The organism is Amycolatopsis aidingensis, from assembly GCF_018885265.1.
GTDB classification, from domain to species: Bacteria; Actinomycetota; Actinomycetes; order Mycobacteriales; family Pseudonocardiaceae; genus Amycolatopsis; species Amycolatopsis aidingensis.
Genome location: NZ_CP076538.1, coordinates 1,978,115 through 2,001,624 on the forward strand (window position 1 = coordinate 1,978,115; position 23,510 = coordinate 2,001,624).

Here is a 23,510-nt window from a genome sequence, read left to right on the forward strand (position 1 = left end):
ACGCGAGTTTGCTCGCCACGCGCACGAGTTTGCCGTTCCGGTACGCGCTCACACCCGTTCGGCGTGTTCGGCGTACCACTGAAAGGTGCGCCGGACCCCCTCGGCGAGTTCCACCTTCGGCTCGTACCCGGTGAGCGCGCGCAGCTTGGCCAGGTCCGGGCAGCGCCGGGCCACCGACCCGGGAGGCGCGGGCAGCGGGTCCAGCCGCGGCCGGTGGCCCGCCAGCCGCAGCACCAGCTCGGCCAGGTCGGCGATCGTGGTCTCGGTGTCGTTGCCGATGTGCACGATCTCGCCCGCCGCCGCCCCGGTGCCCATCAGCCGGACCATCGCCTCGACGGCGTCGTCCACATGGCAGAAGGCCCGCATCTGCTCGCTGCCGTACACCGGGAACGGGTCCTCACCCCCGATCGCGCGCAGGGACAGCTCAGGGATCACGTGATCCGCACCCATCCGCGGCCCGTACACATTGTGGAACCTGCCGATGACATAAGGGATTCCCTTGGCCCGCGCGGTGTGCACCACCGCGGCCTCGCCGCACAGCTTGCTCACCGCGTAGGCGAAGCGGGGCGCGGTGACGTCCCGCACCATCAGCGGTACGGTCTCCGGCGTCGGCACCGCGACCACCCCCGCGCTCACCCCGCCGGCATAGACCTCGCTGGTGGAGGCGAAGAACAGCCGGGTGCCCGGTTCCAGCCAGTCCAGCAGGTGCAGCAGGCTGAGCGTGTTGGTCCGGATGACCCTGGCCGGGTCCCGCTCGACATTGCGCACCCCGACCACCGCGGCCAGCAGGTAGACCTGGTCCCAGCCTGCCGGGAGCTCCCGGTAGGCCGCCGGATCGGTGAGATCGGCGTGCAGCACCGGTGCGGACAGCGCGGCCAGCTCCGGATCGTCCTTTCCCCGCGAAAAATTGTCCACAATGGTCACCTGGTGTCCGTCGGCCAGCAGCCGCCTGCTCAGGTGCAGCCCGATGAACCCGGCGCCACCCAGTACCAGCACCCTCATCGGCCCACCGCCGTCACGACCGGGGCCGGTTCGTAGCCGAGCCCGGCGTAGCGCACCCCGCGCCCGATGATCGCGGCCGCGTCCAGGATCCGCCAGGAGTCGTACACCAGCCGGACCGGGGAGCCGTCGAGCAGTCCGGCGGCGTCCATCGCGCGATAGTCGGGATGATCGGTGATCAGCAGCACCGCATCCGCCTCCCGGAAGCACCGCGTCAGGTCCGCGGGCTCCCCGCCGTGCTCCCTGATCACCTCCGGCGAGACGAGCGGGTCGTGGCCGAGTACCCGCAGCCCCGCGGTGGCGAACACCGGCATCATCGCGGCGATCGGGGTGCCGCGCATATCGTCGGTGGGCGGCCAGCCCTTGTACGCCCAGCCCAGCACGGCCAGCGTCTTGCCGGAGGGCGCCATCAGCTCGCGCACCCGCCGGGCCACGTGCACCGGCAGCCGCTCGTTCAACGTCCGCGCCGCGCCGATCACCGGCGGCAGGTGCCCACTGCGCTGCGCGCCCGCCAGCATGATGTACGGGTCCTTGGAAAGGCAGCCGCCGCCGACGTACCCCGGCTTGGCGATATCCGGCCGCGGGTAGTGCAGGTTGGTCGCCCTGATCACCTCGAGCGGGTCGAGCCCAAGCCGTTCGGTCAGCAGGGCCACCTCGTTGCCGAAGGAGTAGATGACATCGGTGTGGCAGTTGTTGGTGAGCTTCACCAGCTCCGCGGTCTCCAGGCTGGACACCCCGACGACCTCCCTGGTGAACCCACCGAACAGGGCCAGCCCGCGTTCCAGGCTCGCCTCGTCCAGCCCGCCGACCACCTGCGGCAGCTCGACCAGCTCGCGTAACGCCTGCCCCTGGATCGTGCGTTCCGGGGCCATCACCAGATGTGCCGAGCCCCATGCCGCCAGCAGCGGCGACAGCACCACCTCCCGGCTGCTGCCGACCGGAACGGTACTGCGCACCACCACCAGCGTGTCCGGGGCGCACCGCAGCGCCACCTGCTCGGCCGCCGCGGCCAGGTTGCGCAGGTAGGGTTCGTGCGTCGCCTCGTCCACCGGGGTGGACACGCAGATGATCGCGACGTCCACCGTTTCGGGCGGTAGTTCGGCTGAGACCAGGATGTTCCGTTCGAGCTGTTCGGCGAACACCTCCGGCACGCCGGGCTCGTAGATATGCGGTTTCCCCCTGCGCAGGGCGTCCAGCACCGCGGGCGAGGTGTCCACGCCGTACACCTGGTAGCCCGCGCGGGCCAGTGCGGCGGTCAGGGTGAGGCCGACGTAGCCCATTCCGATGATGCCGATCTTCATTTCACTCCTTTTCGGACAGTTCTGAGCACGGTGCGGACACCTGGTCGAGCTCCAGGGTGGTGACGTATCCTGCGAAGCCCTCCTCGCGGTAGCGGTGGCAGGCGTGCCGGATGTTCTCCGCCCTCCGGGCGTAGTCCACGGCGAGCACGAACTTCCCCGCGTCCCGTACGGCCCTTGCCTCGGCGAGATTGGTCCGGCAGAAGTCCTTGGTGCAGGGCCGGTCGGTGGCAAGGAAGAACAGCTCCTCCATGCCGATCCCGTCGATCGCTTCCAGGTAACCGGGATACTTGCGTAGTTCCGGCGAGTTCTGCGGGACGATAAGGAAGTCCGGATCGGCGGCTTTGGCGTAGGCACTGGTGCGCCCGATCAGCTCGACCATCTTGCGGCCGAGGGTCTCCCTCCGCTCACCGGGGACCAGGGCGAGGTCGATCTCCTCGTAGGCGAGCGGGGTGTCCAGGTACACCCCGTCGAACCCGGCCCGCAGCGCCTGGTCCAGCCGTGGCCGCACCGCCTGGTCCCACCACTGTGGACTCCAGTAGCGCACGAAGTACTCGCCGGGCCACGTTTCCCACTCGTTCAGCACGAGTTGCGGATTCTCGTTACGGAACGTGCGGAAGTCGGGCCGGAAGTTCTCCAGCGAGCCCAGCTCGAAGTAGGCGAGCACCCGCTTGCCGGAAGCTCGCAGCGCGTCGATCTCCGTCGCGGTGAAGTACGCGGACCCGGCGTCCCTTGCCAGGTCGATCACCGCCAGCTGGTGTTCGCCCGAGGCGAGCTCGGTGAGCCCGCCGTCGTGGTAGTTCTGCAGCTGGTAGACGAAATCGGTGACCCGCCCGGGAACAGGGGCAGGCTCGGTCGGCGGATCGTCGGCGGCGCACCCGGCGAGGCAGGACGCGAGCGTGAGGCACAGCCCGGCCCGCCGCAACCGGGTCATCCCTGCTCCCAGGCCGCGCGGACCATGGCGCGCAGGTCGTACCGGGGAGCCCAGTCGAGTGCCTGTCTGATCCGGGTCAGGTCCGCCGCGATCCAGTTCACCGCGCTGGACCGGGTGGGCGCCGGTTCGGACTCGTGGATCTCACCGCGGAAACCCGCCGTCTCGGCCAGCAGGCGCACCGCGTCCCGCGCCGCCACCGCGATCCCGCTGCCGACGTTGAGTACCCGGTCCTTGAGCCAGTCCACCAGGGCCGCCTCCCTGACCGCGGTGGCGACATCGCGGACGTCCACGAAGTCCCGGTGGGCGTCCAGGGGCCCGAGCCGGATGTGGTCGCGGCCGCGGGCCATGGCGTCGCGCAGCCCGGCGGCCGCCCTGCCGAGCAGGTTCTCGGCGGGAAGGCCCGGCCCGACCGGGTTGAACAGCCGCAGCGCCACGGCGTCCACCCGGCCCTGCTCGCCGGCCAGCCTGGCCAGCTGGGTACTGGCAAGGCGGGTGGCGCCGTAGGGTGCCACCGGGCTGGTCGGGTCGTTCTCTGCGACCGGCTGGCCCACCGGGACCACCCCGTACTCGGCGGCCGACCCGAGTACCACCAGCCTGGCTCCCCGGGCGTGCTCGGCTATCGCATCCAGCAGCCTGGCCGTGACCAGTACGTTCGCCTCGACGAGCTCGGTGGTGCGGCCGGAGAGCCGCCCGGCGCAGTTGATCACGGCGTCCGGCCGGACCCGCCGGAGCACGGCCGGCAGCTCGTCCGTACCAGCCGCCACCAGGTCGTGCCGGATCCAGTCCTTGCCGTCCGGCGCCGAACGTCCCGCGCGGACCAGTACGCCCACCCGCGGGTCCTCAGCCAGTGCGGCTGCGACCTGGCTGCCGAGGAATCCGGTCGCGCCGAACAGCAGCACTCGCGCCGGCATCAGGCGAATTCCAGGTTCGCCGTATCGCTGGCGGCAGGCAGCAGCGCGGGCCGGAGCCGTTCGAAGTTGCGGTTGGCTTCGTCGTAGTCGTCCGGCCGCCCGATGTCCAGCCAGTAGCCATCGAACTCGTACACCTTCGGATTGACCTGCCTGGACAGCAGGTCCAGTACCAGCTCGTCGAAGCCGAACGGGACGTTGCGCGGGTACGGGGAGAGTGTCTTGCGGGAGAGGGCGTACACGCCCATGCTCACCCCGTAGGACAGGGTCGGCTTCTCGTGGAAGTCCACGATATGCCCATCGGTGGTCTCCAGCGTGCCGAAGTCGATCTTCACTTCGCGCTGGTAGGTGGCCACGGTCAGCGCGGACGTGGACTGCTCGTGCGCGCGTAACAGTGCGGCGTAGTCCAGCGTGGTCAGTACGTCCCCGTTCATCACCAGGAAGTTCTCCGGCAGCTGGTCGAGGAAGTTCAGCAGCGGGCCGATGGTGGACAGCGGCCGCGCCTCCGCGGCGTAGTCGATCCGCAGGCCCCAGCGTTCCCCGTCGCCCGCGAACGCGCGGATGAGCGAGCCGAGGTGCCCGATGGCCAGGGTGACCCGGTCGAAGCCGCAGGCCTTCAGTTGTTGCAGGATGATGTCGAGAATCGCGTACTCCCCGCCGATCGGAACCAGCGGTTTGGGCAGTGCCGTGGTGTACGGCCGCAGCCGGACACCCTCTCCGCCCGCCAGTATGGCCGCATGCATGAAGATCCCTTCCTTATTGGTAGTGGTGAACCCGTCCAAGACTGGTGCGCAGGGCGGCCAGCAGAAGCAACAGCAACAGGGCACTGCTGCCGAAGAAGATCGGGATCTCGCCGTGCGGTTCGAGGAACCGCGCGAGGGTCAGCGTCGCCAGCACGTTCACCGCCACCATCCCGGCGGCAACGCCCAGCAGTCGGCCCGCCTGACCGCGATTGGCCAGCACGAAACCCGCGAAGTACGCCGAACCGAGCAGGATGTGCGCGTCCACCAGCAGGGCGCCGCGTGAGGTCAGCAGCCCGGCGGCGGCGAGGGTGCCGAGCAGCAGCAGACCGAGCCCGCCGAGCACCAGCAGGCAGGCGGTGAGCTCGCGCAGCAGCACCCGCCACACCGCCGAGCTGAACCCGGCGGCCGAGCTCGCCTTCCGCAGCAGGCCCGCCGCCTGCTCGTCGAACCGGTGTGAGCGCCACTCCAGGGTTCCCATCGCCAGCACCAGCGGTGCCGCCGCCACCGCCAGCTCCCAGCCGGCGGTCACGTACCGCGCGGCGGTGAACAGCAACAGCGCCGCACAGGCCGCCGCGTAGCACATCGCGGGCAGCACGATCCGTGCCAGGCCGCCGAATCCCGGCAGCCTTCCGGGCTCCCTCGTCGCCAGCGCGGCGGCGAGAACCAGCAGCAGCACCGAAAGCCCCGCGGCGAGCAGGGCGGACACCGTGGTGGTCCCTGCCCGGCCGGAGGCGAGGTGGACCAATCCGGCAAGGCAGCCGGGCACCATCAGCAGGGCCACCCGGTGCTCCAGCCCGCGGAACACCAGGATCCCGGTGGCGAGCTGGAAAGCCACCTGCGCCACGGCAAAGGCGAGCACACCGGCCCCGTACCCGCCGAGTGCGGCCAGCACCGCGGCACCTGCGGCCGCGAACGCGACTCCGGCCAGTGCGAACGCCCGCATCGCCATGGCGGCCGCCGCGGGCCGCCCGGTACCGGTCAGCCAATGCGCCGCCGCGGCCATGCCCATCCCGAACACCCAGCCCGACGCCGTGGCGAACACCAGCGCGGGCACCGCGGCCGCCATGCCGAGCGCGTGGAACACCGCCGGGTACACCAGGGTCGGCAGGGCGTACAGCGGGCCGTGCAACAGCACCGGGAGCCGCCGTGCCGGTGGCCGCCGTGTCTCCTCCGGCTGCGCGAGCCGGGCGCCGCCAAGCGCACCGAGCACCGTGCCGGCGAGGGCGAAGACGTCCCGGTGCCCGTAGGAGTCCCTGGCCACGGCGTCGGTGACGCCCTTGCTCTCCAGGGTCGCGGCCACGTGCAGCTCGTCCGCCGGTGCGGGCAGGCTGCCGCCGACCGTGCGCACCAGTTCCGCCGTCGGCTCCGCCATCAGTCCACCGCCACCGTGCCCGGGCCACCGGTGAGGGCGGGTACCGGATCGCGCAGCAGGTCGCGGTAGACCTCGCGGTAGGCGTCGTTCCACCGGCCGAGGGTGAACCGGTCGAGCACCCGGCGGCGGGCCCGCGCGCCGAGCTCGCGCCGCAGCCCGGCGTCGTCCAGCAGGCGCAGGCAGGCCGCGGCGAAGGCGGCATGGTCACGGGGCGGCACCACCAGCCCGGCGTCGCCGACCGCTTCGCGGACCCCGCCGACATCGGTGCACACCGGTGGCCGCCCGGTGCACATCGACTCCACCACGGTGTACGGGAACCCCTCGGACACGCTGGGCAGCGCGACCAGGTGACCAGCGTGGTAGGCGTCTGCCTGGCGGGGCACCCTGCCCTCGAAAACCGCGGAGCCGTCCAGGCCGAGCTCGGCCGCCAGCCGCAGGCAGTCGGCGTGATAGTCCTCGTTGCCAGCCGGGACCGGACCGAACATCCGCAGCCGCGCCCCCGGCCGCCGCGCCCGCACCAGCGCGAACGCCCTGAGCAGGGTGTGCAGGTCCTTCAGCGGGTCGATCCGGCCGACGAACACGATGGTCGCCTCGTCCGGTTCCGCCCCGGCCGGTGGGAAGTCGGCGGGGTCGATGCCGTTGTACATGGTGCGTACCCGCTCCGGGGCCGCGCCGTTGTAGATCCCCCAGCGCCGGTTGTAGCTGGAGTGCGGTGCCAGCAGGTCCGCGGTCCGGTAGCCCGCGGCGGCCAGCGCGCGGAAGAACCGCAGCAACAGCAACCGCACCGCGGGGGACACCGGTTCCTGCGCGCTGCCGAGATAGCGCTCGCGCAGGTACACCCCGTGTTCGGAAAGCACGATCGGGGTGCCGTGTGCCCATTTCGCCGCCATACCGACCAGGGCGCTGGTGCCGTTCATCGCCAGGTGACAGACGTCCGCCCGTACCGGTGGCTGGGCCAGTGGCCGGAGCAGGTGCTCGATCCGGTCGGTGGCCACGATCGCGTCATGTAGGGTCAGCTTCCCCGGCGCGCCTTCGCCTGCCTCCCGCCAGGCCACCAGCAGCCGGTCCACCGAGTCGTTCGTGGACAGTGCGGCCCCCAGGTCACCGTGCCGGGCGTAGTCGAAAAAGCCGCGCAGCGCCGCGAGGAACTCGGTGCCGCGCTCATGGCGTAGCCGCGGGTCCGGCTCGGCCGCGGCGAGCATGGCGCGCAGGAACGCGCGATGGGTGTCGGCGAAGGAGCCGGGCACCCGCCGGGCCCGCGCCGGCGGCCCCGCCCACAGCGGGATGTTCACCACCCCGGCCAGGTTGGCCGGAACCGGCCAGGCGACGCGCTCGGTGCCGTGGGCTGTGATCGCCACCGCGGTGAAGCTGTGCTCCGGCATTCCCTCGATCAGCTGGTGCGTCCACAGGCTCACCCCACCTGGCCCGAACGGGTAGGTGCTCTCCGACACCACGGCGATATGCCGTGCGGTCTCCGCGGCCGTCATGAGCGCGGGCTGGCGGTCAGGGTGACGGTTTCCCGCGCGGTCACGCCGAGCCGGGACACCGGGTCGGAGCCGTACCATTCGGCCCGATCCGTGGAGTCCTGGTCCGCCGCGGTGGCTTCCCTGGTTTCCAGTCCGGTCAGGAACATCGAGCCGGTGGTTTCCGGGCTGAGCGTGACGGCGCCGGAGGTGCGGTCCCACACCGCGTCCGCGCCAGCATCGAGCTCGGCGAAATGCGCGTTGCGCGCCTCCACGTACCGCGCCAGCTCGGTCCATTCGGGATTCTTCAGCGGAACCGCGAACAGCTCGCCGTATCGGGTGAGCACCTCCGCCAGCCAGTCGAAGGTCAGGCTGTGCCGCCCGTCGTAGGCGTGCAGGTTGCCCTGATGCAGGGTGTGCGCGTAGGCGGAACCGCTGGCCAGGTGCCGCAGCGCCAGCCCGGCCTCGGCGGCCACGATCTCCCGGTAGCCGAGTTCGGTGCCGTGGGCAGCGTTGTAGGAGGCGGCCTGCTCCGCCGGGGTGGTCGCCGCGAAGCCGATTCCGGTGGGCCAGTCCGGTACCACGAACAGTTCCGGGCGCAGTGGGTGCGGGATACCGCAGTTGAAGCAGTCCGGCTGGTGGCCGGCGTAGGAGAGGTCGCCGTGCAGGTAGCGCACGCCGAGTTCGCTCGCGGCGCGCAGCAGCGCCCGGTTGGACTTCTCGAGGCCGTGATCGGTGGCCGGTTCGAGGGACTTCGGATCGGGGTTGTAGACGCCGAGCCCGGAGTACTCCGGCGTCTTGAGCACGCTGGTGGGTACCGGCAGCCCGATCGCGGCCGCCGCGTTCAGGTTCCGCCGGATCTCGCTGCGGTTGCGCTGGTAGTCGGTGAAGTCCATCGCCGGGTGGGTCAGCGTGTGGTTGATCCAGCGGAACTCCCCGGCGAGGCAGCGGGAGTAGCTGGTGAGCGGGTCCGGGGTCGCCTCGGCCGAGCACTGGGCGGGGGCCTCGCTGTGCACGCTGCCGCCGTTGTACGGGAGATTCAGCCGGAAGTCGCCCGCCAGCGGGTGTCGTTCGCGCAACTCGCGTTGCCCGCGCGCGGCCGCCGCGGCGTCCGCCCCGTCCAGCCGGAAGGAGTCCTTCCTGCCGTCGGCGCGGCGGCGCAGCGTGGTGTTGAACCAGTCGTCCACGTCCACATTGATCCAGTGCCGCCGCTCGCCGAGGAACACCCCGCGGGTGGCCCAGCGCAGCAGGCCGTAGCCGAGCAGGTCGGTGGCCAGCTCCTCCGGCCCTGGCAGGAAGGTCAGCGCGGCGCGCTGCCTGCCGTCCGGTGCGGTGCTGAGCACCCCCAGCACGTCCCCGCCGAGTTCGAGGATGGGCCGTGCCGCGCAGCCAGGAACCTGCGTGGTCCGGTACACATAGGACCGCTGGATGGGCAGCCGTACATCCGGCCGGAGGTAGTCGAACAGCTCGGCGCCTGCCCGCGGCAGGGTGGCGTGCTCGGCTTCCCGGCCGAGGGCCTGCTCGCGGACCGCGCGCAGGCAGTAGTCCTCCGGCTCGGTGCCCGGGGCGGTGTTCAGCGCCACCTGCCGGACCTGGAAGGTGCGCTCGTACTCCCACAGCGCCTGCCACTCGTCCGGGGTGAGCCCGCTGCGGTAGCCGCCGTCGGGCTCCCGGCGGAGCAGGCCGTTGCCGGTCAGCAGGATCGCGGAGTACCTGCCGGCCCCGTCCGGCCGCACCAGCCGCCGCCGGTCGAGCCGTTCGGAACCCGCGATGTGCACGTCGTACGGGGTGCCGATGCGGTCGAGCACCGCACGCCACACCGGGAGGCCGACGTCCTCCGGGTCGGTGGCGATCACCAGCTGCCGCAGGGCCACCCGGCTGCCCGGAGCGGCTGGGCCGGGGGAGACCGGTTGCGCGCGCACCGGAACCCGCTGGATCCGGGCAGGTTCTGGTTGTGCGGGCAGTGCGGCGGGGAAGGCCGCCTCCCCGCCCGTTGCGGGGTCTCCCGCGCCAGGGCTCAGTACCGTGATCGCGGTGAGCGCCAGTGCGAGCACCAGCAACGCGGGCGTCATCGACTTGTCGGCCGTGGTTCGAGCGCGCATGGGCTGGCCAGCCGTCCGGGTCACCGGTTGCCGACGACGGGCAGGGTGACCGTCCGGCCCGCGGTCAGTTCCACCCGCGAGACGGTGTCGGTGCCGTAGCGTTCCGCCGCGCCGGGAGCCAGCGCCCCGGTGAGGAACAGCGAACCGGAGGCGGCAGGCCGGTAGCTGATCGTTCCGGTACCGCGGTCCCATACTGCGGCTCCCGCGTCGGCGCGGTTGCCGAAATGGTCGGTGCGAGCGCCGACGTACTCCGCGAGCTCGACCCAGTCCGGGTTCAGCAGCGGCGACCGGTGGTACTCGGTGTACTTGCGCACGACCTTGTCCAGCCAGTCGAAGGTGAGGCTGTTCCCGTTCGCGTACACATGCGCGTTGGCCTGGTGCAGGGTGAAGCTGTAGGCGGAACCGGCCAGCACCTGGCGCAGTGCCTGGTCGGACTCGTAGTCCACGATCTCCTGGTAGCTCAGGTCATGGTCGAAGCTGGGGAAACGGCCGTCCGGCCCGTACAGCTGGTTGAACACGGTGACCTGCTCGCCAGGGGTAGCCGCCTGGAAGCTGATGTTCGTCGGCCAGTCCGGCACCACGAGCAGTTCCGGGCGCAGCGGGTGCCGGATCCCGCAGTTGAAGCAGTCCGGCCGGTGGCTGCCGAAGGACATGTTGCCGTGCAGGTACCGGACCCCGAGGTCGGCGGCGGCCGAGAGCAGTTCCTGGTTGGAGCCTTCGAGACCGAAGTCGGTCGGCGGGTCGTAGGGCGAGCCGTTCGGGTCCGGGTTGTAGACCCCGAGCCCCGAGTACTCCGGGGTCTTCAGCACTGAGGTCGGCACCGTGAAGCCCGCCTCCCTGCCGATGGCGAGGTTCTCCCCGATCTCCATCCGGTTGCGCTGGTAGCTGGTGAAGTTCAGTCGCGGATGGGTCACCGTGTGGTTGATCCACCGGAACCGGTCGCGCAGGCAACGGGAGTAACTGGTCAGCGGGTCGGGAGTGTTGGCGGAACTGCAGTCGGCGGGGGCGTCCGGGTCGAGATCCCCGCCGTTGTAGGCGAGGTTCAGCCCGAACCTCTCGACCACCGAGTGCCGGTCGGCCAGGGCGTCCTGCTGGCCTGCGATCACCGGGACCTCCGGTCCGCTCAGCCGGAAGATGCCACCCTGACCCGGCCGGGTGCTGGTGTTGAACCAGTCGTCCACGTCCACGTTGATCCAGTGCCGCTGCTCGCCGACCAGCACGCCCCGGTTCGCCCAGCGCAGCAGGCCATAACCGAGTAGATCGGTCTGCACCAGGTTCGGATCGGAGGTGAAGGTGAGCGCGGCCCGCTGCCTGCCGTCGGGTGCGGTGCTGAGCACGCCGACCACGTCCTGGCCGATGGTGAGCAGCGGTTCGGCCGCGCATCCCGGAGCGAGTCTCGTCCGGTACAGATAGGACCGGGAGATCGGGATCCGGGCGTCGGTGGCCAGCCGGTCGAACACCCCGGTCCCGGCCGGGGTCAGCCTGGCGTGCACCGGCGTGCTGCCCACCTCACCCTCCCGGCTCTCGCGCAGGCAGTAGTCCTCGGGGGCGGTGCCGTAGGGCGTGTACAGGGACACCTGGCGCACGTCGAAGGCCCGCTCGTAGGCCCACAGGGTGTTCCACTCCAGCTCACCGAAGGCGCTGCGATAGTTACCGTTCCCGGCTTCGTAGCGCAGGCCGCTGTTGGTCAGCAGCACCGCGTTGTACCGGCCGGTACCGTCCGCGCCGATCAGCCGGTCCATCCGGAACCGGTCGGTGCGGGCGTACACCACGTCATAGGGCGTGCCCGCCCGGTCCAGGATGGACCGCCATACCGGGAGCCCGAAGTCCCCTGGGTGGGTGGCGATGATCAGGTTGCGCAGTGCCACCCGGTCGCCGTCCGCCGCGGGAACGGCGACCGGTGCCGCGGCCGCGGCCGGGCCGGGCGGTGCCAGCGCCACGGCGAGCGCCGTCACGACGAGCGCGGCGACGCTCGTCCGGATGCTCCTGTTCCTCGTTCGCACGGTACCCCCGGGAAGTCATTCATCGTTGATGATCGAGCCGTATGGGCCAAGATCGAAATCGTTTGTTCCGATTTCCGTTGGGACAGTCGCGGCGGCGATGGCTCCCGTTACGAGTTCCCGGCGATTTTCTTTTCGATTCCTTCGTTGTGTGTAAGAAGACTTGGTGGAGAGGTCTAACCGGTTCGTCCGGCAGGGCGAATGCACTCGCAGGTGAAGGATAGTGTTCCCCTGTTGGCGGCGGCTTTCCGGGTCATACCGCGCCGAAAAGACACTTTACCCGCCCCCGCTGTTTTCGTTCGGGGTAGCGAAAACCGCTTTTCGAGTGAACCGTAGAGACTTTGCACGTGCAGAAATTCCGTGCAGTCGGGAGATGGTATCGGGATTGTGGGTCGAAATGTCCGCGTCCGGATGGAACTACCGGGTGCAGGCTCGGGCCAGCTCGGCGACCGAGGCGAAGTGGTGATCCGGCTCGATGATCTCGCGCGGGTTCGGGGTGGCGCCGAAGCCGGGCTGTCCGGTGCGGCGCTCGATCCAGCAGGTCCGCTAGCCGAGGGCGGTGGCGACCCCGATGTCGTGGTACTGGCTCTGTGCGATATGCAGGTAGTCGGGCAGCGTGTAGCCGTGCACGCTCTGCCGTCCCCGGCAGTAGGCGAACACCTGCGGGTCGGGCTTGTTGGTGCCGGCGTCCTGCGCGGTGACCGCATCGTCGAACGGTTCGCCGAGGGTTCGCGCCATGTGTTCCAGCGCCCAGTTGTCGGTGTTGGTCAGTGCCACCAGCCGGAACCGGCGGCCCAGTGTGCGCAGGGCGGCCGCCGAGTCGGGGAAGGCGGGCCAGCGCGGGATCGACTCCCGCAGCGCCGTGGCCTGCCCGGTGTCCCGGGGGAGATCGAGCTCGGTCGCCAGCCGCAGGTAGATCGGCTCCAGCATCTGGGTGAACGGCAACCGCGGGGTCAGCCGTGCCTGCACGTCCTCGGCCCGGCCGAAGGCCTCCAGTAGCTCGGCGCCGGTCCGCCCGCACGCCACCGGGCGCAGGCAGTCCAGGATGCCGGTCTCGAAGTCGATCAGGGTCCCGACCACGTCGAAGGTCAGGATGCGGATGCCGCGGACGTCCATGCCGAGCCTCCAGTGGTAAACCGACCGGTATGGTTATCATGGAAGCAGTCGCCCGCGGCTCCGGTCAACTCACCTCCGGCGGCGCAGCGGCCAGATGCCCCTTCGTGGCGCCGGTTCGGCCCGCTCCAGTAGCCGCGGTGCATGCTCGCGGACCGCGGCCTCCAGCTTGCGGAAGCTCGGGTTCACCATGGCGTGCTCGCCGACGAACACGGTGGGCACCGTCTCGTTGCCGTCGGCGACCGAGCGGACCCTGGCCGCCGCCTCCGGGTCCTCCCAGATGTTGATCTCCCGCACCGGCAGCCCGCTGCGCCGTAGTGGCTGCCGCAGTGCCATACAGAACGGGCAGCCCGGCCGCCAGTAGAACTCGATCTCCGTCGGCTGCGGTGTCTGGTCCGTGCTCATCCCTTGCGTGCTCCCCGTGCCTGGTCCGGTTGCTGTCTCCTTGTCGATTATCCCAGTGCCCGTCTGCCGGGTTCGGGTCACGGTTCGGAAAACCGATCTTCACGCCTCGACTGGGATCGAAGCCGACGGGCACAATGCCGGGCATGGGTTTGCGCATCGTGGATCCGGTGCGGACGGGCGAGAGCGAGCTGGCGGGTGGCCGGCTGCTCGGATGGGCCGAGTGGGGGCCTCCGGACGGGATCCCGGTCCTACTGTGTCCCGGCGCGGCTACCAGCAGACGCCTCGGTTTCGGCGCGGATGTCGTCGACGTCCTCGGGGTGCGGCTGATCTCGGTGGACCGGCCGGGTCTTGGGGCCTCCACCCCGGTGCCGGGGCGGTCGTTCGGCGACTTCGCCGCGGACATCGGCGAGTTCACCGCCCGCAGGGAGATCGAACGTCCCGCGATGGTCGGGTTCTCCCAGGGGGCGCCGTTCGCGCTCGCCTGCGCCGCGGAAGGGGTCGCCGGGGCGCTGGCCGTGGTGTCCGGTGCGGACGAGGTGGCCGCTCCGGAGTTCGCCGGGCTGCTGCCCGCGCAGCTGCGTGCCCTGGTGGCCAGGACGGTCGCCGCGCCAGCCGGGGCCGAGGAGTTCTTCGCGGCCTTCGACCCCGGCGCGATCTGGGACATGGTGCTGGCAGGCAGTGCCGAGTCCGACCTCGAGGTGTACCGGGAGCCAGGGTTCGAGCGCGCCTACCGGCGGGCCGTGGACGAGGCCTTCGTCCAGGGACCCGCCGGGTACGCGCGGGACACCGTGCTGGCGATGGGGCGGTGGACCTTCGATCCGGCGCGGATCACCGTCGCGGTGGACGTCTGGTACGGCGAACAGGACACCAGCCACTCGCCGGACCAGGGCGCCTTGCTGGCCAGCCGGGTACCGGGTGCCGTCCGGCGGGTGGTTCCCGGCATCGGCGGAGCCGTACTGTGGACACACGCCGAGGAGATTCTGCGCTCCCTGACCGGGAATCTGCCTGCCCGCCGGTAGCGGGCCCACCGGCGCGCGATGCGCAGGGGGCAGGCCGGTAACCTTGGTCACCGTGAGCCTGACCGAGTTGTCTCCCGACGAGCTGACCCGCACCCTGGACGAGCTGCGCGGTGCCTACGACGAGCTGCGCGGGCGCGCGCTCGCCCTGGACCTGACCAGGGGCAAGCCTTCCGCCGAGCAGCTGGACCTCGCCGAGGAACTGCTCGGCCTGCCGGGTGCAGGCACGCACACCGCCGCCGACGGTACGGACACCCGTAACTACGGTGGCCTGCGCGGGCTCGCCGAGCTGCGGGAGATCTTCGGCCCGTTGCTCGACGTGCCGCCGGAGCAACTGGTCGCCTTCGGCAACTCCAGCCTCGAGCTGATGCACGAATGCATGGTGCATGCCGTGCTGTTCGGGGTGCCCGGTTCGACCGGGCCGTGGGCACCGGGCTCCGGGGCTGCCGTGCTCTGCCCGGTTCCCGGGTACGACCGGCACTTCGCGCTGTGCGAGAAGCTGGGGATCGAGATGATCCCGGTGCCGATGAACGGCACGGGCCCTGATCTGGCCGAAGTGGAGCGGCTCGCCGGGGAGGACGCCCGGATCAAGGGCATCTGGTGTGTCCCCAAGTACAGCAATCCGACCGGGACGGTGTACTCCGCCGAGACCGTGCGCGGGCTGGCGGCGATGCGGACCGCCGCACCGGACTTCCGGATCTTCTGGGACAATGCCTACGCGGTGCATCACCTCACCGAGACCCGGCACGAGGTCGCGGACGTGCTGGCGGCCGCGGCCGAGGCTGGCAACCCCGACCGTCCGTTCGTGTTCGGTTCCACGTCGAAGATCACGCTCGCCGGTAGCGGGGTGGCCTTCTTCGGCGCATCGAAGTCCAATGTGGACTGGCTGACAGGTCATCTCGGCAAGCGCACGATCGGTCCGGACAAGGTGAACCAGCTCCGGCACGCGCTGTTCCTGAATAGTGTGGACGGTGTCCATGCGCATATGGACCGGCATCGCGCGTTGCTGCGACCGAAGTTCGACCTCGTGCAGCACAAGCTGGAGGAGGGACTTTCCGGAACCGGTGCCGCCGCATGGACCGTGCCGGAGGGCGGTTACTTCGTCAGCCTGGACGTAATGGACGGCTGCGCCAGCAGGGTGGTCACCCTGGCCAAGGAGGCGGGGATCGCGCTGACCCCGGCCGGGGCGCCGTTCCCGTACGGCAAGGACCCCGACGACCGGGTCATCCGGCTCGCACCCAGTTACCCGCCGCTGACCGAGCTGTCCGATGCGGTGGACGGGCTGGTGCTGTGCATCAAGCTCGCGGTCGTGGAGCGGCTGCTGCGCGGCTGAGCCCGCGCAGCAACCCGGCCCATCCCCGGCCGGTCTCCCCGGCCAGTTCGGTTGGCAGGCCGCTGTGCCGCAGGGTCAGCACCGTGCCGCGGTCCTCGGCGCGGAGGGTGACCTCCACCAGTGAGGCGCCCGGCTCGATGGCGGGCGCGCCGGGCGTGTCCTCCCAGCCGAAGGTGAACACGATTCGTTCGTGCGGGACCAGCTCGACGAACTCCCCGCGCATGACCGGGCGCGGGCCGTCCAGCATGGGCACCCGGAGCGGGCCGCCGCGGCGGGGTTCCAGCTCGGCCGGTCCCCACCACTGCGCGAGCAGTTCCGGGTCGGTGAAGAACTCCCACACCGTCTCCGGCCGGGCCTCGATCCGGATCGTCTGCTCCACCACGTCGGTCATCCCGTTCCCTCCGTGTCCTCGCTCGTGCGTTCCCGTTCGGCCTGCTCGGCCGCCCGCTTGAGGCGCCCGAGCCGGTCGGTCCACAGGTCGTCGAAGAACCTGCTCACCTCGGTGAGCCCGGCGGGCCGCAGCCGGTAGAGCCTGCGGTTGCCCTCGCGGCGGACCGCGAGCAGGCCTGCCGCGGTGAGCACGCGCAGGTGCTGGGACACCGCGGGGCGGCTGATGCCGGGGAAGTGGCCCGCGAGCTCGCCCGCGGACACCTCCTGGTCCCGGACCAGCCGCAGGATGCCGCGGCGGGTCGGGTCGGCTACCGCGTGCAGTACCTCGTCCACCTTGTGCTCTCTCGTGCTCGTTGCCAGCAGGGCGGCTTGTGTGTAAGTGTGTAAGCACAATCTTACACAGATCGGAGGCGGATATGCACACACCTGGCCCCGAACTCGAACGGCTCGGCCCGCTGGTCGGCCGGTGGCGCTCGCAGGGAAGGACGGTTTCCACCGGGACCGAGCCGTCCATCGAGATCAGCGGCACGGACACCTACGAGTGGCTGGACGGCGGGTTCTTCCTCGTGCATCACGTGGATGTGCAGCTGGACGGGGAGCGCTACCGGGCGATCGAGCTGATCGGCGGGTACGACCCCGTCCGGGAGACCTACACCGCCCGGTCCTACGACAGCCACGGCGAGACGAGCACCATGACCCTGCGGGTGGGTGCGGGCGGCGAGTGGACCTTCGTCGGTGTCGACAGCGGGGAGCGGGCGACGCTGACCGTGGGGGAGCGGTCGATGGCCGCGGTGTGGGAACGCTCGGCGGACGGGGTGCGCTGGCAGCCCTGGATGGACATGACCTTCAGCAGGGAATCTTGAGGTCGAGCAAGGTCGAGGTTCTAGGCTCGGCCGCATGGATATCGACGCGGAGGTCTCGGCGGTACTGGCCGAGGTGAAGGTACTCGAGCTCAGCACGATCACCAGGGATGGCGGACTCAACACCAGGCCGATGTCGAGCGTGTGGTTTCCGCAGGCACGGCAGATCGTGCTGACCACCCCGGTGGCCTACCCGCAGAAGGCGTGGAACGTCCGGCGGGACAGCCGGGTCTCCCTGCTGTACTCCGACTTCACCGGAAGCGGGCTGGCGGGTGGCCCTGCCGTGCTGGTGCAGGGCACCGCCACCGTGCCGGAGGGGGTGGCGACCCCGCAGGATCTCCGGGAGTTCTGGCGCGGCATGATGCGCAAGTCGCCCGTGCTGGCCGAGCAGGCGGCGGACGAGGAGTTCCGGCGTTCGATGGACTGGTACTTCTGGCGGCTGCCGTTCTACATCACCCCGGAGCGGGTGCGGCGGCTCGAACCCGCCGAGACGGGCGGTTCCCCGGCGCGGCCGCCCGGCGGGGATGAGCCGATGGCGGCGCAGATCGCCGACGCACTGGAGCGTTACCCCACGGCCGTGTTCGCCGCCAGGGACGAGCAGAGGTACCCGCAGGCGGCGCGGGCCGTGGTGAGCCGGGATGGCGCGGACGGGGCGCTGCGGGTGCGGCCGGTGCAGGAGTTCGCCGGTGCGCCCGGTGTGGCGAACCTGCTGTGGCACCGGCACAACGGCCGTCCCGGTGAGATGTCCACCCTGCTGGTGACCGGTGCCGCCGGCGCGGCAGACGGGGAGTGGACCTTCGTCCCGGAACGGATCCCCGGCGCACTGCCTGCCGGGCGCGATCGGGATTCGTACCAGGCGTGGATCGCCGACGCCCGGCAGCGGTCCCTGCGTTACCTCCAGCGCCGGGGGATGACGCCGCCGGAGCTGGACTGGCGGGTGTTCACCGGCTGAGCGGTTCTCGTACCTTCGGTTCATGAACATCGTCTCACTGGGGTACCGGACCGATCTGATGCTGCTGACCGCGCAGGGCAGCAGCATCGAGCGAAGGGACGGGTACCGGATCGTCCGGACGCCGGACAATCCGGGCTATCACTGGGGTAACTTCCTGCTGCTGGACGCGCCGCTGCAACCGGGGACAGCGGCGGAATGGGTGCGAACCTTTCGTGGCACGTTCCCCGCGGCCGAGCACCTCGCGCTCGGGGTGGACGGCACCCGGGGCGGGGCAGGCGACGTGGCGGAACTCGCGGGCGCCGGTCTCGGCGTCCAGCGCAGCACCGTGCTGACCGCGGACGAACTGCGGCCGCCGCCCCGGCCCAACCGGGAACTGGGCTTCCGGCTGCTGGACGGGGACGCGGACTGGCGGGCCGCGCTGGCGCTGCGGGAGGCGGACAACCCGGGGCTCGACCCGGCGAGCTACCGGGAGTACGCCGAGCGGGACCTGGCGGCCATGCGCGGCTTGCAGGAACGTGGGCTCGGTGGGTGGTTCGGGGCCTTCGAGGACGGCCGGATGGTGTCCGGCCTCGGCGTGTTCACCGATGGTTCCGGGCCCGCGCGGTTTCAGAACATCCTGACCCATCCGGCCTACCGTGGCCGGGGCCTTGCCGGGACGTTGGTGCACCTCGCGGGCACGTACGCGCTGGCCGAGCTGGGGGCGCGGCTGCTGGTGATCGTCGCCGATCCGGACTACTCGGCCATCCGCGTGTACCACTCGGTCGGGTTCGCGGGTACCGAGACCCAGATCCAGCTCGCCGGGGTTGACTTGCCTTCATGAACGACGGACTGCTGTTCGCGCTGACCCTGATCTGCGCCCTCGGTTGTGGTGTGGTGGGCGGGGTCTTCTTCGCCTTCTCCACCTTCGTGATGCGTGCCCTGGGGAAACTGCCACCGGCCCAGGGCCTCGCCGCCATGCAGTCGATCAACGTGGTGGTGCTCAACCCGCTCTTCCTCGGCACCCTGTTCGGCACCGGACTGGTGTGCGTCCCGGTGGGGATCATGGCCATCACGCGGTGGTCCGAACCCGGCGCGGGCTACCTGCTCGCCGGCGGCCTGCTGTACGTCATCGGCACCGTGCTGGAGACCATCGTGGTGCACGTGCCGAGGAACAACGCGCTGGCCACCCTCGATCCGGAGGCCCCCGGCAGCGCGGAACGGTGGTTCCGCTACGCCTCGGTGTGGACCGCCTGGAACCACGTCCGCACCCTCGCCGCCATAGCCGCCAGCGCGATGTTCATCCTCGCCCTGGCCGCGTAACCCGTTCCCGAACGACCAAAGCGTGGACGTGGCGGGCAAACGCGCGCATGTGGAGGGCCAACGCGTGGATGCAGGCGGCAAACACACCTCCCCGTCGTGTTTGCCGCCCACGCGCACGCGTTTGCCCTCCACGCGCATGCGTTGGCCGCCCATGCACGGCCCCGCTCGCGCGGGAAAGACGTGGTGCGGCCTGCGGCGGCATAGTCGCTGATGGGATCACCCCCGCTTGCGCGGGGAAGACGATGGGTGTTGCAACGTTGGTTCAAGCGCAAGCGGACCATCCCCGCTTGCGCGGGGAAGACGCCCCGCTGCTGTACCGATACCCGGCTGGTTTGGGACCATCCCCGCTTGCGCGGGGAAGACGCCGTCTGGAATCACATGATCCACAACCACATGGGACCATCCCCGCTTGCGCGGGGAAGACACTTGTTGACCTGCGACGATGCCCATCGAAACACTGTTTTCGCTTTACCTTTCCCCGTGGGCGGCTTCGTTGTATCGGGCCATGCGCGGGGAGTCACCGCTGGCCGAAACGTCTCCGCTTGCTGGCCCGGCTCCAGCCGACCGACCGAGGCGCGTCGCTCTTCAGCACCGGATCGTCCACCGGTGCGGGGCGGAGCATCAGGTTGATGCCCTCGAAGTCGACCGGTTCCCACTCGTGATCGTGCACGGTGAAGGCGAGTCCCTGCTCGTTCGGCGCCGAGTGGACCATGATCGCCCTGCCGGTCTTCACCATGTCCACCACCCGGAGCCACACGAGATTCCGCACCCGGCTGTTGATGGTGCCGACGAACACCCCGGGCGCGATCTCCAGCAGCCACCGGGTGAGATGGCCGCGCAGACCCACCGGGCAGGCGGCCACCACGATCACCGTCACAGGTCATCGCCCCCGTAGGACACGCCACCGGCGACTTCCTTACCATCGCCGTCCCACAGCATGACCACATCCGCGTCATCGAAAGCCTCGGGCCCGTACTCGGTCACCTCGTCGTCCTGGCTGAGCAGCGTCTTGATATCGCGGACGCACTGGTCCAGGAACGCCCCGCTCTTCAACCTGTCGCGCACCGCCCGGCGCGTCTCCGCCCCGATGTCCGCCACATCGGCGGCCGCGATGTCGAAGGCGATGGGGATGCTGATGTCCGCCTTGTAGAGGTCGGCGATGTCGAACACGAACGAGCGCATGTGTCCGGTATGGACGAAACCGAGACCCGGCGCGCACCCCAGCGCCACGACGACCGCGTGCACCACGCCGTACAGGCTGGTGTTCGCGGCGGAAAGAGCCTGGTTGACCGGATTCCCACCGGCGAAGTCCGCCGGGTCGTAGTCGCGCCGCGTCCACGATACCCCGGTACGCTCGGCGTGTTCCCGGTACAGCCGCCGGACCCGCGCCCCTTCCCGCCCACGCAACTGTTGCATGGTCAGGCCGCTGGTGTCCTCGGCAGGAAACCGCATGGCGTACATCTCCCGCGCGACCCGCAGCCTGGAGGTTCGCTGCGACACCAGGGCGGCCTGCGCTTCGAGCAACCGTGCGGACCGAGCCAGCGTACGGCCATGAGCGTAGTACCGGACACCATGCTCACCGACCCAGACGGCGGTGGAACCGCTCTCCGCCAGCAGGACCATCGCCTGCTGGCTCACCGTCGTCCCTGGCCCCAGCAACAAGGCACCCAGCGACGCCGCCGGGATGTGCACCGTTCCGCGGGTGTCCCGCGCGGTGATCGCGTTGGCGTCCCGGTGGACGACACAGTGCTCGAGATACAGGAACGTGATCCGGTCCTGCGCACGGGTGAGCTGCGACAGCGGCACCGGTGGCGCGCCGGGGATGTCGGCCATCGTCAGCTCGCACGGGCCAGGGTCAGCAACCCGCAGCCGTAGCTCTTCGCCGGTCCGATCCCGTGGGTGAGTGCCTGCCGCAACAGACCGGGGTCGGTGACCTCCAGCGTTCCCTCGAACAGCGCGGTAGCCAGGGTGACCGTCCGGCCCCGCCGGTCGAACCGCAGCGTGCGGCGGCCCCGCACGGCGACGTCGGGTTCCTTGCTCCGGCCCTCCACGACACCGAATCCGTGCTTGCCGACCCTGGTCAGCAGCCATTCGGTCTGCTGGGCGACGGTCACATGGCCGAACCGTTGCGAGCGGCTCGCGGTGTCGTCCTTCCGGCGCGTGATCACCGGGTTGGCGGTGAGCCGGAACGCCCAGTGCTGCCCGACGGCGAGCCGGTCGAGCAACGGCGTGTAGTCCCGGGACTCCCAGCTTTGCGTTGCGGGTCTTCCCGCGGCCTCGACCAGATGTGTCAGGTCAGGGGGATACGGACTGACCAGGTACAACAGGGTCTGGTGCGGCTGCTGGTCCAGCCGCCACAACACCCGCCCCTGGTCGCTCGCCCGGCTCTGGTCGGCGGGAAACGCCGCGAGCACGGCCGCGTGCAGGCGCTGCGGCGAGGCCAGCAGCTCGCGGGCGCCCCGGCGGACGGCGTTGAACTCGAAACGGCTCAGGAACATCAGCCGTCACCTCCGAGGAGTTCCATCGGGTCATGCGCCCGGTGGTCCGGATTGCTGACCGTCACCGGAGCGCGCAGGACCGAGCGCCACTCGTACTGCCGGTGCCGGGGGTCGAAACTGACCGGCTCGTCCCGGACGAGGACGCTGCCGGGGGTCCCCGGCCGGCAGTCGGTGACGGTCTCGAGGCTGACCGTCGCCTCGGAATGCCGGCGCCGAAACCAGCCGGACGCCTGCCACGGCGTCTCCCGCAGTAATTCGCCCGCTGTTCCCTCCCGCAGTCCGAGTAGTACCGGACCGGCGGGTGGGCAGGAACGGCGGCCGAGGTACAGCGGGAACACCGGCGTGCGCAGGGCGGAAGCCAGCCGTTCCAGCAGCTCGTGCGCGCCTTCCACGGCCACCAGGAACACGGCGTCGGCCAGGTAGAACCGGTACGACAACGGGAGCGGTGCCGACCCGTCCACCGGCCGCGCGGTCTGGAAGTCCCGCTCCACCCGCCCCGCCTGGTCGATCCGCACGCCGATCCGGAGCATGCCGAGATCCTCGATCGGCTCGTTCCGCGCCCGGCCCTCCGCCGCCGCCAGCAGCCCGATCACGCCGCTCTTGCTGGGGGCACGGTCGGTGTTGCGGCGGGTGAACCGGCTGCTGGTGCCCCAGGACTGCAACGGCCCGGCCAGCCGCAGGAGCAGCGCGCTCATGCCCGGCTCGCCATGCGTTCCGCGACGAGTGCGCCCACCGCCTTCGTGGCCACGTCGAACGTGGTGCGCTCGCCGAGTTCGGCCAGCCCCGCCGCGCGATCGCCCACACCCACGCACCAGGCCGCGACCGGCCGCTGGTCGTAGGTGTCCTGCACGTCCTTGCCGTAGTCGGCCAGCCTGCGCACCGAGGCCGCGATCCGGCTGTCCTGCTCCCGGCCACGGAGTGCTTCCTCGAAGGCACCGACAAAGCTGATCGGCTGCGTGTCCCGGACCACCACGAGTACCGCATCGGGCAGGGTCCGGTTGGCGAAGGTGTTCTGCTTGCCGGACGGCATGCTGGTCACGAACGCCCGCGCGAAGGCCTCCACCGCCCGGCGGGTGACGTCCTCGTTCCCCAGCGTGTCCCGGAGCCGATCGACATCCACCGTGGCATAGCGGTAGAGGGTGGCGGAGTTGAACTCCACCGTGCCGATCATGCCCGCGCCGGCATCCTCCTCGGAGTCGGCGCGCTTGTGGTCGTCCACGGCGGTGTAGTAGTCGTACTCGTTGCTGACCTCGTGCACGCTCAGGGCGTGTGCGACCTGCACCGCCGCGTCCACGTTGAGTTCCGTGTCATCGGCCACCATCCGGCCGAACAGCGCGACATCCACCGACTGCTGCCGGTCGGCACGTGCCTTCGCCTCCTTCTTGTCAATGGTCAACTTTCCTTCCGCGGCAGCCGCGGACACGGCCAGTTCGGCAAGGCTCGCGACCTGGGCGTGGCTCAGGAACAGCAGGTACCCGGACTCCTCCGGAGCCTCCTTCTTCCTGGCGGCCTTCAGCTTGATGCCCGCGGCTTCGAGTGTGGCCTTGGCAAGCTCTGCGGCCCGATCCTTGAGCCCGGGCTCCTGACGAGTGATCTCGTCGGCAAGCAGCTCCACGACCCGCCGGGTTCGTACACCGAGCTCGGAGGTGTCCAGCATGGAGTCGAATGCGTCGCGAGTCGACCGTTTCCAGGCCTGGCTGGACACCCGCGCCCGGCGGGTGCCACCGTAGACAGCCGTCTTGGGGCTCCCGGTGTCGTCGCGGTTGATGTTGCTCGGCGGCACGGTCTGGATGATGTGGATGTCCACAATGGTTCGTGACAAGGG

Annotated in this window: 24 protein-coding genes; 6 read left to right on the forward strand and 18 right to left on the reverse strand. The window is 70.4% G+C overall.

The features are described 5' to 3' along the window. Nucleotides 1–48: 48 nt before the first annotated feature. The 11 genes from KOI47_RS09405 to KOI47_RS09455 all read right to left on the reverse strand — a co-directional run bounded on the left by KOI47_RS09405 (nucleotide 49) and on the right by KOI47_RS09455 (nucleotide 13,337). Nucleotides 49–1,002, reverse strand: coding sequence for an NAD-dependent epimerase/dehydratase family protein (locus KOI47_RS09405; RefSeq protein WP_216215602.1), 954 nt, complete (start codon nucleotides 1,000–1,002; stop codon nucleotides 49–51). Beyond that, entirely contained in the window at nucleotides 999–2,300 is a 1,302-nt protein-coding gene (locus KOI47_RS09410; RefSeq protein ID WP_216215603.1) for a nucleotide sugar dehydrogenase, read from the reverse strand. Before KOI47_RS09410 ends, KOI47_RS09405 begins: the two co-directional genes overlap by 4 nt. Before the next feature lies 1 nt (nucleotide 2,301). Continuing rightward, nucleotides 2,302–3,231, reverse strand: coding sequence for an endo alpha-1,4 polygalactosaminidase (locus KOI47_RS09415; protein WP_216215604.1), 930 nt, complete (start codon nucleotides 3,229–3,231; stop codon nucleotides 2,302–2,304). Then, on the reverse strand, nucleotides 3,228–4,142 hold the full coding sequence (locus KOI47_RS09420) for an NAD-dependent epimerase/dehydratase family protein (protein ID WP_232376643.1): 915 nt from the start codon (nucleotides 4,140–4,142) through the stop codon (nucleotides 3,228–3,230). The genes KOI47_RS09415 and KOI47_RS09420 overlap by 4 nt, the downstream gene beginning before the upstream one ends. Then, a complete protein-coding gene (locus KOI47_RS09425) occupies nucleotides 4,142–4,882 on the reverse strand; it encodes a sugar phosphate nucleotidyltransferase (RefSeq protein ID WP_216215605.1) in 741 nt (246 codons plus the stop codon). Before KOI47_RS09425 ends, KOI47_RS09420 begins: the two co-directional genes overlap by 1 nt. Before the next feature lie 13 nt (nucleotides 4,883–4,895). Then, nucleotides 4,896–6,254: a hypothetical protein gene (locus KOI47_RS09430; protein ID WP_216215606.1), complete on the reverse strand. Its 1,359-nt coding sequence runs from the start codon at nucleotides 6,252–6,254 to the stop codon at nucleotides 4,896–4,898. After that, nucleotides 6,254–7,741 carry a GT4 family glycosyltransferase PelF gene (gene pelF / locus KOI47_RS09435; protein ID WP_216215607.1) on the reverse strand — a complete coding sequence of 496 codons (1,488 nt, stop codon included), beginning with the start codon at nucleotides 7,739–7,741 and terminating at the stop codon, nucleotides 6,254–6,256. The genes KOI47_RS09430 and pelF overlap by 1 nt, the downstream gene beginning before the upstream one ends. Further along, a complete protein-coding gene (locus KOI47_RS09440) occupies nucleotides 7,738–9,819 on the reverse strand; it encodes an Agd3-related carbohydrate-binding protein (RefSeq protein ID WP_216215608.1) in 2,082 nt (693 codons plus the stop codon). The genes pelF and KOI47_RS09440 overlap by 4 nt, the downstream gene beginning before the upstream one ends. A gap of 20 nt (nucleotides 9,820–9,839) precedes the next feature. Further along, nucleotides 9,840–11,822 carry an Agd3-related carbohydrate-binding protein gene (locus tag KOI47_RS09445; RefSeq protein WP_216215609.1) on the reverse strand — a complete coding sequence of 661 codons (1,983 nt, stop codon included), beginning with the start codon at nucleotides 11,820–11,822 and terminating at the stop codon, nucleotides 9,840–9,842. Nucleotides 11,823–12,365: 543 nt separating this feature from the next. Continuing rightward, nucleotides 12,366–12,935 (reverse strand): HAD-IA family hydrolase, encoded by a 570-nt coding sequence (locus KOI47_RS09450; protein ID WP_232376644.1) that lies wholly within the window; start codon nucleotides 12,933–12,935, stop codon nucleotides 12,366–12,368. Nucleotides 12,936–13,004: 69 nt separating this feature from the next. Beyond that, a complete protein-coding gene (locus tag KOI47_RS09455; RefSeq protein ID WP_216215610.1) occupies nucleotides 13,005–13,337 on the reverse strand; it encodes a glutaredoxin family protein in 333 nt (110 codons plus the stop codon). 143 nt (nucleotides 13,338–13,480) lie between these two features. On the opposite strand from KOI47_RS09455, the gene KOI47_RS09460 reads away from it, so the two are divergent. Both KOI47_RS09460 and KOI47_RS09465 read left to right on the forward strand, forming a co-directional pair. After that, nucleotides 13,481–14,356 carry an alpha/beta fold hydrolase gene (locus tag KOI47_RS09460; RefSeq protein ID WP_216215611.1) on the forward strand — a complete coding sequence of 292 codons (876 nt, stop codon included), beginning with the start codon at nucleotides 13,481–13,483 and terminating at the stop codon, nucleotides 14,354–14,356. A 52-nt stretch (nucleotides 14,357–14,408) separates the two neighbouring features. Continuing rightward, nucleotides 14,409–15,686, forward strand: a complete 1,278-nt coding sequence (locus KOI47_RS09465) for an aminotransferase class I/II-fold pyridoxal phosphate-dependent enzyme (protein WP_408629900.1) — start codon at nucleotides 14,409–14,411, stop codon at nucleotides 15,684–15,686. Here KOI47_RS09465 and KOI47_RS09470 read toward each other — a convergent pair. Continuing rightward, entirely contained in the window at nucleotides 15,649–16,077 is a 429-nt protein-coding gene (locus KOI47_RS09470) for an SRPBCC family protein (RefSeq protein WP_216215612.1), read from the reverse strand. The genes KOI47_RS09465 and KOI47_RS09470 overlap by 38 nt on opposite strands. Next, nucleotides 16,074–16,409 (reverse strand): ArsR/SmtB family transcription factor, encoded by a 336-nt coding sequence (locus KOI47_RS09475; protein ID WP_216215613.1) that lies wholly within the window; start codon nucleotides 16,407–16,409, stop codon nucleotides 16,074–16,076. The genes KOI47_RS09470 and KOI47_RS09475 overlap by 4 nt, the downstream gene beginning before the upstream one ends. 83 nt (nucleotides 16,410–16,492) lie before the next feature. On the opposite strand from KOI47_RS09475, the gene KOI47_RS09480 reads away from it, so the two are divergent. The 4 genes from KOI47_RS09480 to KOI47_RS09495 are packed head-to-tail and all read left to right on the forward strand — an operon-like array spanning nucleotide 16,493 to nucleotide 19,187. Then, nucleotides 16,493–16,939 (forward strand): DUF1579 family protein, encoded by a 447-nt coding sequence (locus KOI47_RS09480; protein ID WP_216215614.1) that lies wholly within the window; start codon nucleotides 16,493–16,495, stop codon nucleotides 16,937–16,939. Nucleotides 16,940–16,973: 34 nt separating this feature from the next. After that, on the forward strand, nucleotides 16,974–17,888 hold the full coding sequence (locus KOI47_RS09485; protein WP_216215615.1) for a pyridoxamine 5'-phosphate oxidase family protein: 915 nt from the start codon (nucleotides 16,974–16,976) through the stop codon (nucleotides 17,886–17,888). Nucleotides 17,889–17,910: 22 nt separating this feature from the next. Then, entirely contained in the window at nucleotides 17,911–18,708 is a 798-nt protein-coding gene (locus tag KOI47_RS09490) for a GNAT family N-acetyltransferase (protein ID WP_216215616.1), read from the forward strand. Further along, nucleotides 18,705–19,187, forward strand: coding sequence for an anthrone oxygenase family protein (locus KOI47_RS09495; protein ID WP_216215617.1), 483 nt, complete (start codon nucleotides 18,705–18,707; stop codon nucleotides 19,185–19,187). The genes KOI47_RS09490 and KOI47_RS09495 overlap by 4 nt, the downstream gene beginning before the upstream one ends. A gap of 517 nt (nucleotides 19,188–19,704) precedes the next feature. On the opposite strand, the gene cas2e is transcribed toward KOI47_RS09495, so the two are convergent. The 5 genes from cas2e to cas7e are packed head-to-tail and all read right to left on the reverse strand — an operon-like array spanning nucleotide 19,705 to nucleotide 23,507. Then, nucleotides 19,705–20,064 (reverse strand): type I-E CRISPR-associated endoribonuclease Cas2e, encoded by a 360-nt coding sequence (gene cas2e, locus KOI47_RS09500; protein WP_216215618.1) that lies wholly within the window; start codon nucleotides 20,062–20,064, stop codon nucleotides 19,705–19,707. Beyond that, a complete protein-coding gene (gene cas1e, locus KOI47_RS09505; protein ID WP_216215619.1) occupies nucleotides 20,061–21,020 on the reverse strand; it encodes a type I-E CRISPR-associated endonuclease Cas1e in 960 nt (319 codons plus the stop codon). The genes cas2e and cas1e overlap by 4 nt, the downstream gene beginning before the upstream one ends. Before the next feature lie 2 nt (nucleotides 21,021–21,022). Further along, a complete protein-coding gene (gene cas6e, locus KOI47_RS09510) occupies nucleotides 21,023–21,685 on the reverse strand; it encodes a type I-E CRISPR-associated protein Cas6/Cse3/CasE (RefSeq protein ID WP_216215620.1) in 663 nt (220 codons plus the stop codon). Further along, nucleotides 21,685–22,380, reverse strand: coding sequence for a type I-E CRISPR-associated protein Cas5/CasD (gene cas5e, locus KOI47_RS09515; RefSeq protein ID WP_216215621.1), 696 nt, complete (start codon nucleotides 22,378–22,380; stop codon nucleotides 21,685–21,687). Before cas5e ends, cas6e begins: the two co-directional genes overlap by 1 nt. Next, a complete protein-coding gene (gene cas7e, locus KOI47_RS09520) occupies nucleotides 22,377–23,507 on the reverse strand; it encodes a type I-E CRISPR-associated protein Cas7/Cse4/CasC (protein WP_216215622.1) in 1,131 nt (376 codons plus the stop codon). The genes cas5e and cas7e overlap by 4 nt, the downstream gene beginning before the upstream one ends. Nucleotides 23,508–23,510 lie beyond the last annotated feature (3 nt).